The 16,436-nt window shown below is 37.9% G+C and carries 15 protein-coding genes; 3 read left to right on the top strand and 12 right to left on the bottom strand.

Going from position 1 to position 16,436, the window contains the following annotated elements; all coding sequences use genetic code 11:
* Nucleotides 1-154: 154 nt before the first annotated feature.
* The 11 genes from uspE to ccoN all read right to left on the bottom strand — a co-directional run bounded on the left by uspE (nucleotide 155) and on the right by ccoN (nucleotide 10,828).
* A complete protein-coding gene (gene uspE / locus L659_RS0110165; RefSeq protein ID WP_007585634.1) occupies nucleotides 155-1,081 on the bottom strand; it encodes a universal stress protein UspE in 927 nt (308 codons plus the stop codon).
* A 356-nt stretch (nucleotides 1,082-1,437) separates the two neighbouring features.
* A complete protein-coding gene (locus L659_RS0110160) occupies nucleotides 1,438-2,589 on the bottom strand; it encodes a right-handed parallel beta-helix repeat-containing protein (protein WP_024590466.1) in 1,152 nt (383 codons plus the stop codon).
* 237 nt (nucleotides 2,590-2,826) lie between these two features.
* On the bottom strand, nucleotides 2,827-3,564 hold the full coding sequence (locus L659_RS0110155) for an FNR family transcription factor (protein ID WP_007585636.1): 738 nt from the start codon (nucleotides 3,562-3,564) through the stop codon (nucleotides 2,827-2,829).
* Between the two features lie 67 nt (nucleotides 3,565-3,631).
* Nucleotides 3,632-4,303: a sulfite exporter TauE/SafE family protein gene (locus L659_RS0110150; protein WP_007585638.1), complete on the bottom strand. Its 672-nt coding sequence runs from the start codon at nucleotides 4,301-4,303 to the stop codon at nucleotides 3,632-3,634.
* Nucleotides 4,296-4,463 (bottom strand): cbb3-type cytochrome oxidase assembly protein CcoS, encoded by a 168-nt coding sequence (gene ccoS / locus L659_RS0110145; RefSeq protein WP_002963071.1) that lies wholly within the window; start codon nucleotides 4,461-4,463, stop codon nucleotides 4,296-4,298. The genes L659_RS0110150 and ccoS overlap by 8 nt, the downstream gene beginning before the upstream one ends.
* The gene (locus L659_RS0110140) at nucleotides 4,460-6,835 is read right to left on the bottom strand and encodes a heavy metal translocating P-type ATPase (protein ID WP_024590465.1); all 2,376 of its coding nucleotides are present in this window, start codon (nucleotides 6,833-6,835) and stop codon (nucleotides 4,460-4,462) included. The genes ccoS and L659_RS0110140 overlap by 4 nt, the downstream gene beginning before the upstream one ends.
* Before the next feature lie 8 nt (nucleotides 6,836-6,843).
* Complete coding sequence (locus L659_RS0110135) at nucleotides 6,844-7,335, bottom strand: FixH family protein (RefSeq protein WP_010554059.1); 492 nt, start codon at nucleotides 7,333-7,335, stop codon at nucleotides 6,844-6,846.
* Nucleotides 7,336-7,484: 149 nt separating this feature from the next.
* Nucleotides 7,485-8,519 carry a cytochrome-c oxidase, cbb3-type subunit III gene (gene ccoP, locus L659_RS0110130; protein WP_024590464.1) on the bottom strand — a complete coding sequence of 345 codons (1,035 nt, stop codon included), beginning with the start codon at nucleotides 8,517-8,519 and terminating at the stop codon, nucleotides 7,485-7,487.
* Nucleotides 8,516-8,701 (bottom strand): cbb3-type cytochrome oxidase subunit 3, encoded by a 186-nt coding sequence (locus L659_RS0110125; protein ID WP_010554061.1) that lies wholly within the window; start codon nucleotides 8,699-8,701, stop codon nucleotides 8,516-8,518. The genes ccoP and L659_RS0110125 overlap by 4 nt, the downstream gene beginning before the upstream one ends.
* A 6-nt stretch (nucleotides 8,702-8,707) precedes the next feature.
* Entirely contained in the window at nucleotides 8,708-9,382 is a 675-nt protein-coding gene (gene ccoO / locus L659_RS0110120; RefSeq protein WP_010554062.1) for a cytochrome-c oxidase, cbb3-type subunit II, read from the bottom strand.
* Nucleotides 9,383-9,394: 12 nt separating this feature from the next.
* Entirely contained in the window at nucleotides 9,395-10,828 is a 1,434-nt protein-coding gene (gene ccoN, locus L659_RS0110115) for a cytochrome-c oxidase, cbb3-type subunit I (protein WP_007585649.1), read from the bottom strand.
* A gap of 339 nt (nucleotides 10,829-11,167) precedes the next feature.
* Here ccoN and L659_RS0110110 point away from each other — a divergent pair, with 339 nt between their 5' ends.
* The 3 genes from L659_RS0110110 (at nucleotide 11,168) to L659_RS0110100 (ending at nucleotide 16,116) form a co-directional block, all read left to right on the top strand.
* The gene (locus L659_RS0110110; RefSeq protein WP_007585651.1) at nucleotides 11,168-11,593 is read left to right on the top strand and encodes a hypothetical protein; all 426 of its coding nucleotides are present in this window, start codon (nucleotides 11,168-11,170) and stop codon (nucleotides 11,591-11,593) included.
* A 615-nt stretch (nucleotides 11,594-12,208) separates the two neighbouring features.
* On the top strand, nucleotides 12,209-14,659 hold the full coding sequence (locus L659_RS0110105) for a TonB-dependent receptor (RefSeq protein WP_007585660.1): 2,451 nt from the start codon (nucleotides 12,209-12,211) through the stop codon (nucleotides 14,657-14,659).
* 104 nt (nucleotides 14,660-14,763) lie between these two features.
* Nucleotides 14,764-16,116, top strand: a complete 1,353-nt coding sequence (locus L659_RS0110100) for a hypothetical protein (RefSeq protein ID WP_007585662.1) — start codon at nucleotides 14,764-14,766, stop codon at nucleotides 16,114-16,116.
* A 49-nt stretch (nucleotides 16,117-16,165) separates the two neighbouring features.
* Here the strand turns inward: L659_RS0110100 and L659_RS0110095 are convergent, their stop codons facing one another.
* Nucleotides 16,166-16,420, bottom strand: coding sequence for a hypothetical protein (locus L659_RS0110095; RefSeq protein ID WP_007585664.1), 255 nt, complete (start codon nucleotides 16,418-16,420; stop codon nucleotides 16,166-16,168).
* Nucleotides 16,421-16,436: the final 16 nt, after the last annotated feature.

Below are 16,436 nucleotides of genomic sequence, written 5' to 3'. Positions count from 1 at the left end.
AACAATACAGCAAAGTTATTTGCTAAAAATAAAGGGGCGTATTATACCCAAACCACCTGAATATGCGAGTTTAGGATGTAATTAAAATTGATTTAAACGTGCCTTATTAACACGTAAAAATAACTCGCTTATAACTTGCACATAAAGCTTAAAATTAATCCTTTGCCATAGGGCTCACGTAACCATCGGGTTTGAGTGCCAGTACATCACAGTCTAGGCTATCAATTACATGCTCTGCTGTATTACCTACAAGAGCGGCACTTAAGCCCGTGCGGCCTACAGTACCAATAACAACTAATTCGCTATTTAACCGCTTCGCTACATCAGGGATTACATCCTCCGGCAGGCCTTCTTCAATAAAACATTGCTCTGGGTTTAAATTAAACTCTGCAGCAAGTGCATTGGTTGATTCATGATGATGCTTTTTAACTGATTCGTTATAAAGTCCTGGGTTAAACTCAGGAATTTCGATGGCAATATTAATAGGAGTTGCAGGGTAGGCATTAACTAAATTAAGTTTTGCGTTGGCAAGTTCACATAAATATTGTGCGTCTTTAATAACGCGTTTATTAAGTGCTACATGTTCTTCATTTTCACTAACCGCATTTACAGCAGCTAAAATATTACCGTTTGCTGGCCATGCCATTTCTTTTACAAATAATACCGGAGCGGGGCATTTGCGTACTAAGTGCCAATCGGTCGGGGTAAAAATAACTGATTTAAGTGCACCATGTTGATGTGTGCCTTTAATTACTAAATCGTACTTTTCATCAATTACAGTATCGATTATGGCTTCGTAAGGGCGGTTATGCCAAACCACTTGGGTTTCAATATTTATATCTTTGTAAGGGGAAACTAAATCGTTTAGCCATAGCTGGCGATCTTTTAGTACGGCATCGCGCATTGCTTCGCGTTCATCGCCAGATAGCATAGTCGTCATTTCGTAAGAGAAGTCGTAAACCGTCATAAAGGCGGTAATACTTGCGCCAGATTTTTTAGCTAAATCTATTGAACGTGCTAAACCGTGTTGATCATCTTTGGTGGGGTCAATAACCGCAATAATGCGTTTAATAGTGTTCATATGCTACTCCATTTACCTAACGGGTGTACATTTAGTGTAACGTAAATATAAAACAGTTAAAGGGGTAGCATATAAATTGTTGTTCTAAATCAAAAAATATTTTCGTTCCAAGTTTTAAATATACTTGATGTTTTTTTGCTCTTTTTTAATTTATAGCGATTTAATTGCGGTGCATGTTTGCCTTTTATAGATTTCCATTTCCTATTCATTGGTAGTACGTAAGTTGCATCGACTCAGTCTCACCTAAGGCCAAAATAGACTGAAGAAGCCTTAACTCATAAGGATATCTAAAATTTAGTAACTCAAAGGCTGTGAAATATACTGAAAAGTTACTTTAAACTAAAAAATTATACTTTTTAATTATTCTTAGATTCCAGTAATATATTATTTTCTTGGGAAAATCCGTAAGTTTCTTTTACAAAGCTTACCCCTGGGAGTAGGTTATAGGTATTGTCTTTAATTGTAGAAAATAAATAATTTTTCCCACCGCGAGTAAATAAGTTAATTAGATCCCAGTATTTTTTTTCTGGGTAAACGGTCATATCAATATCAAGAAAGTGATTATTATTGATATAAATGCCTCTTACGTAATTATCGTCAATGAGCTCTCCCGTCACATCAGATTGTATTCTAATACCCCCTTTCGAACGTATAATACTGTTATGCGTAAAATAAATACTCCCCCAATTAAAAGGAATTGTCACACTTTTTGGCTTGTTTGGATAAGCATTGAGTATAAATTTTTTTGTGTCTAAAAAAGTATTCGCAATGATTTTAACATTTGAATAATAGGTCAGCTCGATAGCAGTACCTTTTGTATTTCTAAACGTATTATATCTTACTAAAGCCTTAGACACTGGCTTTACAGAGGCGAATTTTAAAGAGCCTTTCATGCCTTCGAAAGTATTATTTTCAACTCTAATATCATGCGTACCACCAAAGTTATTATTCCAAGGGTGAGTTGTCGTAACTTGCGTGATATTTTCAAAGTAATTATTACTAATCTTGATTCTGAAAGAATTAATAGGTCCTTCGAAAGAAGATAAGTGAGAAGAAGTAGCTCTAATTGCTGCATCTCCGAAGTTAAAAAATTGATTATGATGCACTGAAATATCAGAAGAACCAGCTAAAAGTAAACCTTGCTCGCCCCAAGCGTAATTAACCTTATCTTTTGTTAGCCCTTCAAAGATGAAGCCTTCAATAGTTACAAAATGTGAGTTATAGAAAGCTAAAATATATTCACCTTCAAATCTATCACACTTTCTCAGCACTACTCCCTTTTTTGCAGAGATAACAACATTACTGATGTTTTTAAAAATTATAGCTGAGCAAATATCATAAACGCCTGGTTGTTCAATAATTAATTCACCATTCTCCTCAGTGTTCAAAATTAATTCTTTTAACGATTGAGAGTCATCGGCCCCATCATCTGGAATCATGAAACTTAATGCTTGAGCACTGAATATACCTAAAGAAAAAATAAACAAGAGACATAAAATATTACGCATAATATTTCCTTTCATTTAGTGAATAAAATAGAAGTTTTTAACGATGATAAAATTGCATTATTGCTTTTGTAAAATGCGCTGCGCCAAATAATGGTACTGAGTTAAATGAAGTTCTTTATTTGTAGAACTTTAATTAAGCCCACTTCTAAAGTATTAGTCGAAGGTAAGTGTAATTGCAATAATTACACTTTATTTACATAACAATTACGAGTAAAGGATTGTTATTCGAGGCAGGTACTAACGAGGTTTTACTATTGCTGCGGTTTTAGCCAAGGCATCATTATCTAAAATTGTAATAAATTTACCCTCTACTTTAATTAAGTCAGCTTTTTGAAAACGACTTAATAAACGGCTAATGGTTTCTACTGTTAGGCCTAAGTAATTGCCTATTTCGCCACGAGTCATTGTAAATCTAAATTCTTTACGCGAAAAACCACGCTCACCAAAACGCTCTGACAGGTTATAAATGAAACTAGCTAAGCGTTCCTCTGCTGATTTTTTATTGAGTAATAGCAGCATTTCTTGATCGTATGTAATTTCACTGCTCATTAAGCGCATTATTTGTTGGCGAAGCTTTGGTAATTTTCCTGATAGTTCATCAAGAGTATCGAATGGGATTTCGCACACCATTGACGTTTCAAGTGCTTGCGAAAAACTGGGATGAGTCATTTTACTTATTGCGTCAAAACCAACTAGGTCGCCCGCTAAATGAAAGCCGGTAATTTGCTCATCACCTCGCTCCGATAGCGTGTACGATTTAAATGAACCAGAACGAACCGCATAAATAGCCTGTAAAGGTGCACCTGATTCAAATAGATAGTCGCCTTTATGGAGTGGTTTTTTTCGCTCAATAATTTCGTCAAGCTTGTCCATTTCTTGGCCATTAAGTGAAAATGGCAAACACAATTGACTAATACTGCAGTTATTACAGCTAATAGCACAATTACCTTTAGCGCGACTTTGAGAGAAATCCATAATTTAATCCGTTTAAATTTTTATACACGACTGCAAAATAACCATAAAGGTTAATAATGCGAATAGATTAATGTACCAGTTTGTCAGTTGCAATAATCAATAAGTAGATACCATACCAAATTATAACACTGCCTAATACAATTCGGGTCCATGGATGGTTAATAATAGTATTTAGTTTTTGCGCGGTAATGCCTAATGTGATCATCGCGGGAAAAGTACCCAAAGCGAAGCAAAGCATAACTAAGGCACCGTCTAGGGCACTTGGGCTAGTCATCGCCCATGTAAGCGCTGAGTATACAAGCCCACAAGGTAGCCATCCCCACAACGCACCGTAACCTAGGGCTTTAAAAGGAGAGTTAATAGGCATTAAATATTTATTTAGCTTAACAATATGTTGCCACACCAAGGTTTTACCAATTTTCTCTAACCATTGCAAAGTAGGGCCCAAGCGCATTATATACACACCAACGAGGAGCATAAAAATAGCTGCAATGAACGAAAGTACTAAAGAGAAGGAGGTGTTTTGCCTTGCAAATTGGCTGCTAATACCAGCAACAAGTGCGCCTGCTGCCATGTAGCTCAGAGCACGTCCAATATTATAAGCAAATGAATAGGTAAATGTTTTGCGTTTGTCACTTGCTAGTTGTAATGAGCTTGCAATACCGCCACACATAGCAATGCAATGACCGCTACCTATTAGCCCCATTAAAAAAGCGCTGGTATAAAGAGGGTCAATCATTACTTTTGTTATGTTGCTCTTTGTCATCTTCAAACAAAATACTATGACCTTGCTTGTTTAAGTCAGAAAACTGCTCGCTTTTCACTGCCCAAAAGAAAACACCAATAGCAATAATGACGAACAAAATGGCGATAGGGATCAAAATGTAAATTATGCTCATAACTTTAATAGCCTTAGTGAATTACTAATCACAATAATTGAGCTGGCAGACATGCCAATAACAGCCATCCAAGGAGCAACTAAGCCCAACGCTGCCAGTGGTAATATTGAAGCATTATACAATAAAGACAGCGCAAGATTTTGCTTAATAATACGTCTGGTTTGTTTTGCTACATTAAGTAAGTGACCAATGGAGGCTAAATCGCTATTAAGAAGTACTACATCGGCGCTATTTTTTGATATGTCTGCACCGGTTTCCATAGCAATAGATAAGTGCGCACTAGCAAATACCGGGCTGTCGTTTACACCATCACCTACCATTGCAACGACTTCATTTTGTGAAGACCATTGCTCAACGGCGGTTTGTTTATCTTGTGGAGAACATCCAAATTGCACACTTTCAAGTTTAAGTTGCTTAGCTACTTTTTGCCCAGCATCTGACGCGTCACCGGTTAACATGTGACACGTTAAGTTTTGCGATTGAAGTGAGTCTATAAGCTTTTTAGCATCGCTTTTCACTTTATCAACAAAGTAAAAACGTGCAACAACTTGCTTATTTATATACAAGCTCGCTTGTGCATTTGATTTTTTGCTATTAAACCAACCACTTTTACCAATTGCGTAATGATTAGTTGCATCTTGTGCGCTAATTCCCAGCCCTGGATGTACTTCAACGTTATTAAGACTGCGGTGAGCTGGCGTAAACTCATCAAATGCACTGGCGATAGGGTGCTCAGAATAACGCTCTAGCATGGCTGCCATATCTAGCACTTGCGCTTTTGTATACTGTTTATCGATTATATCTACTTCATCAAGGCTAAATTTACCTTGCGTAAGCGTGCCCGTTTTATCAAATGCAAATAAAGTAATTTGAGAGAGGGTTTCGAGCACATGCGCTTGTTTTATCAATACACCTTTGCGAGTAAGCGTTGCCACCGCACATGTAAGCGCGGTAGGTATAGCTAAGCTCAGGGCACACGGGCAGGTAGCAACTAAAACCGAAATGGTAATCCAAAATGCGTGTTCAGGATCAATTTGGTACCAGCCAATGGCTGTAAGTGAAGCAAATATAAGCAGGCACGCTATAAACCATTGCGCAACTTTATCTGTAATTTCAACCAGTTTAGGGCGTTTAGTTAATGCATTATGTTGCAAGCGTATAATTTGATTTAAAAGCGTATTTTGGCCAATTTTATTAATTTTTATTTCAATAACGCCGTCGTGGTTAACGCAGCCGGCGTAGACATTGTGGCCAATAAATTTTGTAACGGGTTGATGTTCCCCCGTCATCATTGATTCATCAACCGTAGTTTTACCTTTAATTAATTCGCCATCGGCAGGAATTGTTTCGCCGGCTTTAATGAGTACTACGTCATTAAGTTTTAGTTTTTTGGCTGCTATTATAAGCTCTTCGCCACTTTCGTTAATAGTGCGGGCTGTTAATGGCAATAATTTTTGTAAGTTGGCAGTAAATTCGCTCGCTTTTAAACGCGCTCTAAATTCAAGGTACTTACCTAATAAAAGTAAAAAGGTAAACATGCACACAGATTCAAAATACACTTCGCCGACTTGCATAAATGTGGCGTAACAACTTGCGCCAAACGCACCAAAAATAGCCAGCGATACGGGTAAATCCATATTGAGCTGTTTTGCTTTTAAGCCATTTATAGCATTGGTTAAAAAGGGCAGTGCGCTATATAAAATAACCGGAGAGGCCAGTACCAAGCTGATCCATCTAAAATACTGCTCAAAGTTACTGTCCATGCCTGAAAACATGCCAAAGTACATGGCGAACGCAAACATCATTACTTGCATGGTCATTAAGCCTGCAACACCTAAACGGCGAATATAGGCTTTGGCAGTTTGTTGTTTTTGCTTAGCTTCAATATCTGATTGAAATGGGTAGGCTTTATAACCAATTTTAGCTAAGGAAGTAATAACCTCACTCAACGGGGTGCTGGTTTTATCCCATTGAATCATCGCGCGGTTGGTAGATGTATTTACATCAACACGCTTAACTGAGGTTAAATTTAAGAGTTGTTTTTCGATAAGCCATGCACAAGCGGCGCAGGTTATACCTTCAACGCTTAATAATACCTCTGAGATATTATCGCTAGTGGCTATAAATTCGTCTTGAATGTCTTCGTTGTCATAACTTTTTATAAATGCGAGTTGCTCAGGTACCAGCTGTTCGACCTTTCCAGCACGAACCGTTCGGTATTTATAATAATCGGTCATACCTTGAACAACAATATTTTGCGCAACAGCTTGGCAGCCAATGCAACACATTGGCTGGGCAATATCGTCAATTATAACGTTTGCGCTAAATCCGTTTGGCACACTTTCAAGGCAATGAAAGCAAGAGTTAGACATAGTTATTACTACTTATAATTAGGAGTAACTAAAACGGTTTGTTCAGTTGGTAACGTTATATTTTCTTTCATTTTCCAACTGCCATCTATTGGCTCAATAAATACTGAGTAGGCGCCTTGTGTATACTCATTAAGTAATGCAGTAAATTCCTGATTGGCATTAGGAGTAAGTGTTGCTTCAAAGTCATGCGCTTTAATGGTGCGATGGTAAAACGAGAGCTTTAATACATGCACGTTACTGCTGTCGCCTTTTGTAAACTTAAAGCTTACACGCTCGTTGGTTACATTCAATTCGCCATGTAAATAAAGTGCTTTTGCTTTTTCAAACTTAGTCAGTTCTAAGTTTATTGCTTTACCTTTTTTGTAGTAGTCGTCAACAACCATATCTGGACCGTTACCTATTGCCGTAATAAATAAGCTAATACAGCCAATAATGGCAACTAACGGAAAAAAGATTAAAAACCAAGGCCAAAAATTTTTATACCACGGAGTAGGTTGCATAGTGTCTCTAAAATTAGTTTAGGAAGCGTTATTTTATAGGAATTATACGTAAAAGACTAAAAAAAAGCCTCACAGTGGAGGCTTTTTTGATCTGGATTAATCTATTGAATTAAATAAATTAATTTATAAACATTTTATTAACCGCGTGCTTATTTATCTTGCGATAAACTGTAAACATAGGCAGTTAATAAGTGAATCTTATCTTCACCTAAAATGTCTTTCCATGCAGGCATTACACCGGCACGGCCGTGGTTAAGAGTTTCTTCAACAGCACGTTGAGAACCACCATATAACCAAATGTTATCAGTCAGGTTAGGCGCGCCAAATGGTAGGTTATGTGCAACCGACCCTTTACCGTCAGCACCATGACATGCGGCACACATTGCAAACTTAGCGGCACCTGCGTCTGCGTCTTTTTGGTTAACAGTACGACCAGAAAGGCTCAGCACATGTGCTGTCATTTCTTTAACGCCTTGTTCGCCAAGAGCAGGACCCCAAGCTGGCATTGCTGCAATACGACCATAAAGAAGTGTTTCTTTAATTTTGTCAGGTGTTCCGCCATATAACCAATCTTTATCAGTTAGGTTAGGGAAGCCAGTACCACCACGTGCATCAGAGCCATGGCATTGCGCGCAGTTTTGTGAGAATAAACGCTGACCAATTTCAATGGCGACTTGGCCATCTGTTTGCTCATGTTTATTATCATTATCAAGTGCTATTTGCTGCGCTGCATCACCTTCAAATTTAGAACTAACTAAATCTAAAACGGGTACTTGTGCAAGTTTATTAAAAATAGGACCAAAGCGCTCTTCTGCAGCTTCGTACTCTTTATCAAGTTTTACAAAGCGACCATCCGCTTTTGCCTCTGCAACTGCTTTTTTAGATTCAGCTAAAGACGTAATACCTTGGTTAGAGCTAGTCCATTTACCAAAACCTTCCCAGTTACCTAAACCTGGGAAAGCTGCAAGGTAATATACCGACCAAGCAAAAGTTGCGAAAAACATGTAAGTCCACCATTTTGGTAGTGGATTATTTAGCTCTTCAATACCGTCAAATTCATGTCCACAGCTTTCACCTTCTTCTACGCCTGCATAGTTTTTTAAGTTCCAAACTAATAAGCCAAAGATGATGCATAAGCATGCAAGGGTTAATACAATAACCCAAATACTCCAAAAGCTAGTCATTTTTCAGACTCCTTTTCCTCGTTAGAGAGCGTGTTGTCATGTTTTTTTTCATCTTCAAAAATGGCATTAGCTGCGCTGTCGAAACGAGTTTTGCTTCGCTTGCTATATGCCCATGCAACAATCACAATAAACAATACTAAAATTACCAGAGTCAAAATACCTCTGTATGTTCCGTAATCCATAATTTTTTACTTCAAGTGGGTACCAAGTTGCTGTAAATACGCGATGAGAGCTTGGATTTCTGTTGCGCCTTTGCCATCATTCATAGCATTAACTTTATCAACATCTGCTTGAAGCTCTGCATCATCGCCATAACCTAAACCCGGATGTTTTGGGTTTTCTGGGTTAATAGCAAAAGTATCACGGAAAAGTTGTAGTTTTTTCAGAGTAAGGCTTGTATCAACCGTATTCTCTGCTAACCAAGGAAAGCCTGGCATGTTTGACTCAGGAACCACAGCACGTGGATCAACTAAGTGAGCATAATGCCAATCGTCCGAGTAGCGCTTACCAACACGAGCCAAGTCAGGACCAGTACGTTTAGAACCCCATAAAAACGGATGATCCCATACTGATTCGCCTGCTACAGAGTAGTGACCATAACGCTCAACTTCATCACGAAAAGGACGAATCATTTGTGAGTGACAGTTAGAACAACCTTCACGCACGTAAAGGTCGCGGCCTTCCATTTCTAAAGCGTTAAGAGGGCGTAAACCCTCCACTGGTTTAGTTGTATCGTCTTGAAACATTAGCGGAGTGATCTCAACTAACGCGCCAAAGCTAATAGCAAAAACAGTCAGAATAGCCATAAGGCCAACGTTCTTTTCTACTATCTCATGTTTGTTTTGTGAATTTTTCTTGCTCATCATCTCACTCCGTTATGCTAATTGTGCTTGCGCGTCTAGTTTCAGAGATTCTTTCTCAGCTGAAATAGTGCGGTAAACGTTATAAGCCATAACTAACATACCCGTTACGATGAATACACCGCCTACAAAGCGCATGATATAGAAAGGATGCGACGCTTCTAAAGACTGCACAAAGCTGTACATTAATGTACCGTCAGCATTTACTGCACGCCACATTAGACCTTGCATTACACCTGAAATCCACATTGCAACAATGTATAAAACAACACCTACAGTGTGTAACCAGAAGTGGGTATTAACCAATTTAACGCTATACATACGACCTTGCGCGAATAACGCAGGAATTAAGTGGTAAATAGCACCAATTGAAATCATAGCAACCCAACCTAGTGCACCTGAGTGTACGTGGCCGATTGTCCAATCTGTGTAGTGAGATAACGCATTTACAGATTTAATTGCCATCATTGGACCTTCAAACGTAGACATACCGTAGAAAGACAACGAAACAACTAAGAAGCGTAGTACTGGATCAGTACGTAGTTTATGCCACGCGCCAGATAGCGTCATAATACCGTTAATCATACCACCCCAAGACGGTACGAATAGGATAATAGACATAACCATACCTAAACTTTGCGTCCAATCAGGAAGCGCTGTGTAGTGAAGGTGATGAGGACCAGCCCAGATATATAATGAAATTAGAGCCCAAAAGTGAACTACCGATAAACGGTATGAGTACACTGGACGACCTGCTTGTTTAGGTACAAAGTAATACATCATACCCAAGAAACCAGCAGTAAGTAGGAAACCTACAGCGTTATGACCGTACCACCACTGAACCATAGCATCTACCGCACCAGCGTAGATTGAATATGATTTAGTTAACGATACAGGCACTGCCATGCTGTTTACAATGTGTAGTACTGCAACAGTAATAATAAAGCCAGCATAGAACCAGTTAGCAACATAAATGTGCGACACTTTACGCTTGATTAAAGTACCAAAGAATACAATAGCGTAAACAATCCAAACCACAGCGATTAAAATATCGATTGGCCATTCAAGTTCTGCGTATTCTTTTGAGCTAGTAATACCAAGTGGTAATGTAATTACTGCTAATACAATAACTAGCTGCCAGCCCCAAAAAGAAAAGGCGGCGAGTTTGTCTGAGAAAAGACGCGTTTGACAAGTACGTTGTACGACGTAATAAGACGTCGCAAAAAGTGCACTGGTACCAAATGCGAAAATTACTGCGTTCGTGTGTAACGGACGTAGTCGAGAGTAAGTTAACCATGGTGTATCAAAGTTAAGTGCTGGCCAAGCTAATTGGGCAGCAATCAGAACCCCAATACTCATGCCAACGATGCCCCAAATCACTGTCATAATAGCGAATTGGCGTACAACCTTATAGTTATACTCAGTTTGTGATGCTACTGTTTGGCTCATTTTCTGGCTTCCGCTGCAATAAATGCGTTTAGAAATGAATTACCCACCTTTAAAAGTGGGGCCTACTATTTTCTCAAGCGTGTTATCTAAAACTTTCAATACATGAAAGCTTCAGAAAAAAAACTTGAGAAACCCTTATTTTTTGCGGGTGAAATGATAAATTTTTTGGCCTAAAAAAGATAGGTCAATTACATAAAATTATGACATCAATCAATGTTTGTGAGCTTGTTGTTTATTTTTTGATACAGTTTGTGCCTAATTTGGCTTAATAGTAACACTCGCACTTGTTATTTGCAGTCGCGATTATTAGTATTTGTTTTTCTTTAGTGCGAAATTGTTATGCTTATATATAGATTAAGTTTATTCACGGCGGTATTTTTTTTATTAACAGCATGTGATTTTTCCAAAAATACAGATGAAAAGTTTCTAGAAAATGCCACATGCACAGCCAATTTGCCTTGTACTTTTTCAAATGATGTTAAAGTATGGTTAAGCGAGAAAACTCTTTCTCCCGAAACTCCATTTACTATTTTTAGTGATTTGCCAACAAACCTTACAATTGAAGATGCCAAGCTTAAAGGCATTACTATGTATATGGGTTACATTCCTCAGCAATTTAAAAAACATAATGGCCTGTGGCAGAGTAATACCATGGTTGGCATTTGTTCTGAGCAAAATATGCTCTGGAATTTAGAGCTAACAGTCAAAGATAATACAACCTCTTTAATACAAACACTAAATTACTCTTTTTATGTAACGTATTAGGCTTAATACCTAACTTTCATGCAATCCATTTACCATTAGCAATTTGCATTGTTATCCATACGATTATTTAAGCGAGAAGATCACTAAAACTGCTATTTGAATCAAGTAGCCAATATAAGTTTTTATAATATGAAACTAATTCAATAAAGACACAGTTTTAATTGTGGCTGAACAAAAAGTCTAATCAAAAAAACCGCAAAGTAGTCAGATAAAGCTATTTAAGCACCAAACATGCGTAAATTCGGTTAGTAATTAACATTTAGTTTTGCGGTTTTAATAATTTGCTGTGATTAACTTGTTAATTTATCTGAATTTGGTACACAATTCGATTAGTTACATTGAATTACAAAGTTGACCAGTTTGGTTTCAACTGTGTTATTTAAGTATCTTAAATTGTTTATGCTATTGATATTTAAGTGTATTTATTCGTTAACAATGAAACAAGTTGTAACGTATGTCCCCAAAAGAGTTGTTCTATTTTGTTGGTTGATAAAAAGCGTACTGGCGTTAAGTTTTCGTTCAGTTAAAAGCGCCTAAGTTGCCCATCTGACTCACTATTCTTATAACAAGTGAGCATTACCAATAAAGGTAAACTTCAACAAGTAGGGTTCTTTCATGAAAAAATCAACTCTTGGCTTAGCTGTAATTGCAGCAATACCAATGTTCTCAAGTGTGCAAGTTTTAGCGGCTGACGAAGCAGCTACATCAATTGAAAAAATTCAGGTGACGGGCTCTCGTATTAACCGTACTGATATGGAAACAGCAAGCCCAATCACAGTTATCGGTGATGACTTCATTGCAAAAAGTGGTTTCACATCTGTTGCTGACATACTTTCTACTCAGCCATCAGCTGCTGGTATTAGCTTAGGCGCTTCAAGTAATAATGGTTCAGGTGGTTCTGCGACAGTTAACTTACGTGGTATGGGTTCGCAACGTACACTGGTATTATTAAATGGTCGTCGTATGGTTTCTTCAGGTACCGGCGCAGATTCTTCTGTTGATTTAAATACCATTCCTGTAGCAATGATCAAATCTATCGAAATCTTAAAAGACGGCGCGTCTGCAGTATATGGCTCTGATGCTATTGCTGGTGTTGTTAACATTATAACAAAGAAAGATTTTGAAGGTTCAGAGCTAAACGTTGAAGGAAGCCGCACTACAAAAGGTGATGGCAATAACTACGGTGTTAGTTTATTACACGGAATGAATATTGCCGATGGCAACTTAGTTGTTGGTGCTCAATACTCAAACCGTGGTGAAGTAATTCAGTCGGATCGTCGTTTTGTAGAGCCTGGCGAGTCTTCATTTATCCCTGAAGGAACACTGGGCGGCAGAACTTACCAGGGTAATGGTGTTTTTGCAGATAGAACTACTTCATACGACTTCACAACATCAAGCTATGCTCAAACACCTAATGAGCTATACAGCTTATTTACTAGTTTTGACAAAGAGCTAGACTCAGACACTACATTTAATGTTGATTTGATGTATACACGTCGTGAATCTAATCAACAACTTGCACCACAACCAGCAAGTATTGATTTAAGTACTTCTAGCTTGGATTCAACTTACACAGATAGCTTCCGTGACGCAGATACAGGCGATCTTGCTGACTCTTTAGAGTACAGAAGAAGAATGGTTGATGCTGGTCCTCGTATTTATGAGCAAGAAACTGACACTTACCGTGTATCTGTTGCATTACAAGGTTTATTAGATAACGATGCAAGCTGGGATGTAAGTGCAACTTACGGTCGTAATGACTCAAAAGATAAAGTTCAAAACTCAATTAATGCAAGTCGAGTTGAAGAAAGCATTTATGCAAACCAAGCTCTTTGGTTCAGCGGTGATTCTTTAGATCGTAGCTTATTAACATCTAACGATTCAATTTATACTGAGTCAAACGAAGGTGGTAACGAGCAATTTATTCTTTCAGCTGGTTACAGCGCAGTAACAGAAAGTGATATTGGTTACGCAATCGGTGTAGAAAACCGCTTTGAAAGTGGTTACTACACACCAGATCTAATTACTCAGCTTGGTGAGAGCACAGCTGCACAACAAGATCCAACTGAAGGTGATTTCTCAGTACAGTCTATCTACTTTGAAACATCTATGCCGGTATTAGAGACTGTTACCCTTGAAGGTGCTGCTCGCTACGATAACTACTCTACCTTTGGTGGCGAAACAACGTGGAAACTTGGTGCAACGTGGAATGTAACTGAAGAGTTTATGGTTCGTTCTGTATTAGCTACTGGCTTTAGAGCACCAAACGTATCAGAACTGTTTGGTGGTAACTCAGGTTCGTACGATTACCTAGCTGATCCATGGGGCAACGAACAAGATGCTCAAATACTTGTAAACTACACAAGTGATAACGATCTTAAAGCCGAAGAAAGTCGCTCTTTCACTTTTGGTATGGTTTGGGAAGTAGCTGACGGTTTATCAACAACTCTAGATTACTGGAAGTTTGATATTACTAATGCGATTACTCGCTTAGATGTTCAAAACGAAATGAATAGCTGTTTTGCAGGTGACTCAGAATCATGTTCATCAGTAAACATTACACAATCTGGTGACTTATCTAACCTAAGTTCAGCACTAACTAACGTAGGTTCTCAAGAAACGTCAGGTGTTGATTGGAATATTAGCTACTCTGCAGATAACTACCGTATAAACCTTGATACAACTTATTTAATTAAGTTTGAAGAAGATGACATTAATTACACAGGTACTATTGATGGCAACATCGGTGGTTACTCTAAAATAAAGTCTAACCTTTCAGTTAATTACGATCTAACTGATTCATTAAATATCCTTTATAACGCAAGATTCCTTCGTGGAATGGATGGTGACTACTACGGTGAAAACTTTAGTACTGACAACGTTATTTACCACGATATTTCAATGAGCTACAACTTGAATGATGCATTACGATTTACTGGTGGCATGAACAACATTTTCGATAAAGAGCCTGAGAAAGTATTAGGTGGTAACGATATGGGTACTGTTCCAGAAGTTTATGATGTAATTGGTTCACGTGTTTTTGCAAGTGTAAACTACAAGTTTTAACTAGCACATTAATCGTATTAAGGCTCAGTATTTACTGAGCCTTTTTTATTGAACAAAACAAAGGAGACAAGTACACTAAAAAGATATTTTAGAAGGAGAACTGATTGTTAAAACAAGATGAAAACTTATCTTTTGTCATTGAACCAGAGCTAACTCCTCGTTCTGAACAGCGCATAGATCTGTATTTTTCTATCCCTAATGAAATGGGGATTAATCCGCAAACGCTTACCGAAGAATCTTACTTTAATAACCACTTTAAATCACATTTAGCATACAACGCTAACAATATACACTTGCCATTAGTACGAAGCCGTTTTGTTAGTAAAAACAAAGGTGAGCAGCAAGATTACCGTCAAAACCTTAATTTATTTTGTTACCAAGTGCGTTTAGCCCTTGATGCCGACATTAAAGACGCGTTAAAAATTGATGAAGCAGAAGACTTTTATAAACGCGCTAACGAAGTATATGAACAAAGTGAAGGGCTTTTAAAAAAGCTGCGTCGCTACACACCAGATGACGAAAAACTACTTCCATTTTTTACCAATGCTGACAACTATTTAAGTTGGCATGTTGAGCAATCATTTTTAAAGCTTTTAGATGAAGGCCCACGTAGTAGCGATTATGCAAAAGAGCGTAACGATTTACTGCAGTTTTGTAAAAACGAAAATACGTACCGAGCAGAGAAAAGCTACAATTCTGAAACCACCATGCAAGACGCAAATCGAATAACAAATAAAATGCGCTTGTTACAACGTTTAATTGAGCATGGCGTTATATTACAGCGCCAAACGCGTTTTCTTAACAGCTACCTTAAACGATTAGTTAAAGGCACTGTAACAGCTGTTATCATGGCATTTGTGATGGTTGTGATACTTAATGCCCGCTCAACGTTTACTGAAGTCACCGCGACGCTTATTTTAATTTTAGGGGTCATTTACGGGCTACGTGAAATATTCAAAGAAGACATTACACGTATGATCTGGCGAGCTATTGTACAAGGGCGACCTAAGTGGCGATTTAGTTTTAAAAATAGTATTACCAAAGACAAAATAGCGAGTCAGCTAATTTGGCTTGAATACACACGCTTTAAAAAAATACCTAAAGAAGTTAGATCTATTTTTTCAAAGCGTCGTCAGCAAAATAAACAAGCCGCGCAGTGGTTACACTTTGCAAGTGAGACACGTGTTAGTGCAAAAGAATTTTTACCCGGTTACGATACACTGCAACAAACACTGCAATTTAGTCTTGCACCATTTGCGCGTTATTTAAAGCGTGGTGAAGGGAAGTTATATCATTTAGATAGTAATAAAATTTCTAAGCAGGCGGTTGAACGGCGCTATCAACTTAACATGGTGCTTGTGCTAACTGAGGAAGATAGAACACTCTACCAACGCTATAAAATAACGTTAAATCGTAGTAAAATCGTTAATATTGAGCTTATCTACTCCAAAAAATGAATTTTAGTAATTAAAAAAGGGACTGATAAAATCAGTCCCTTTTTTAAATTTATTTATTAGCTAAACCATGTTTACTATATAAAGTTACTTTGTTTGATACTAGCGTGATCTCGATATTTTTTGCTTCGTCGCCCCACACACAATTAGTATGCAGTGTTTTTTCAACACAATTATCTGCACTTCCCAAAATGGTTTCAACTTCAGTCTTGTCCATACCTACTTTGATTTTTTCGTAACTCTCAAGACTTACCTTAGAACAAGCCGCAAGGCTTAGTGTAGCTGCGATGATAAGGAGTTTTTTCATTGTTATATCCTACTTA

Source organism: Pseudoalteromonas sp. S8-8 (genome assembly GCF_000497875.1).
Lineage (GTDB): Bacteria > Pseudomonadota > Gammaproteobacteria > Enterobacterales > Alteromonadaceae > Pseudoalteromonas > Pseudoalteromonas arctica.
This window is presented reverse-complemented; position numbering and strand designations above follow the sequence as displayed.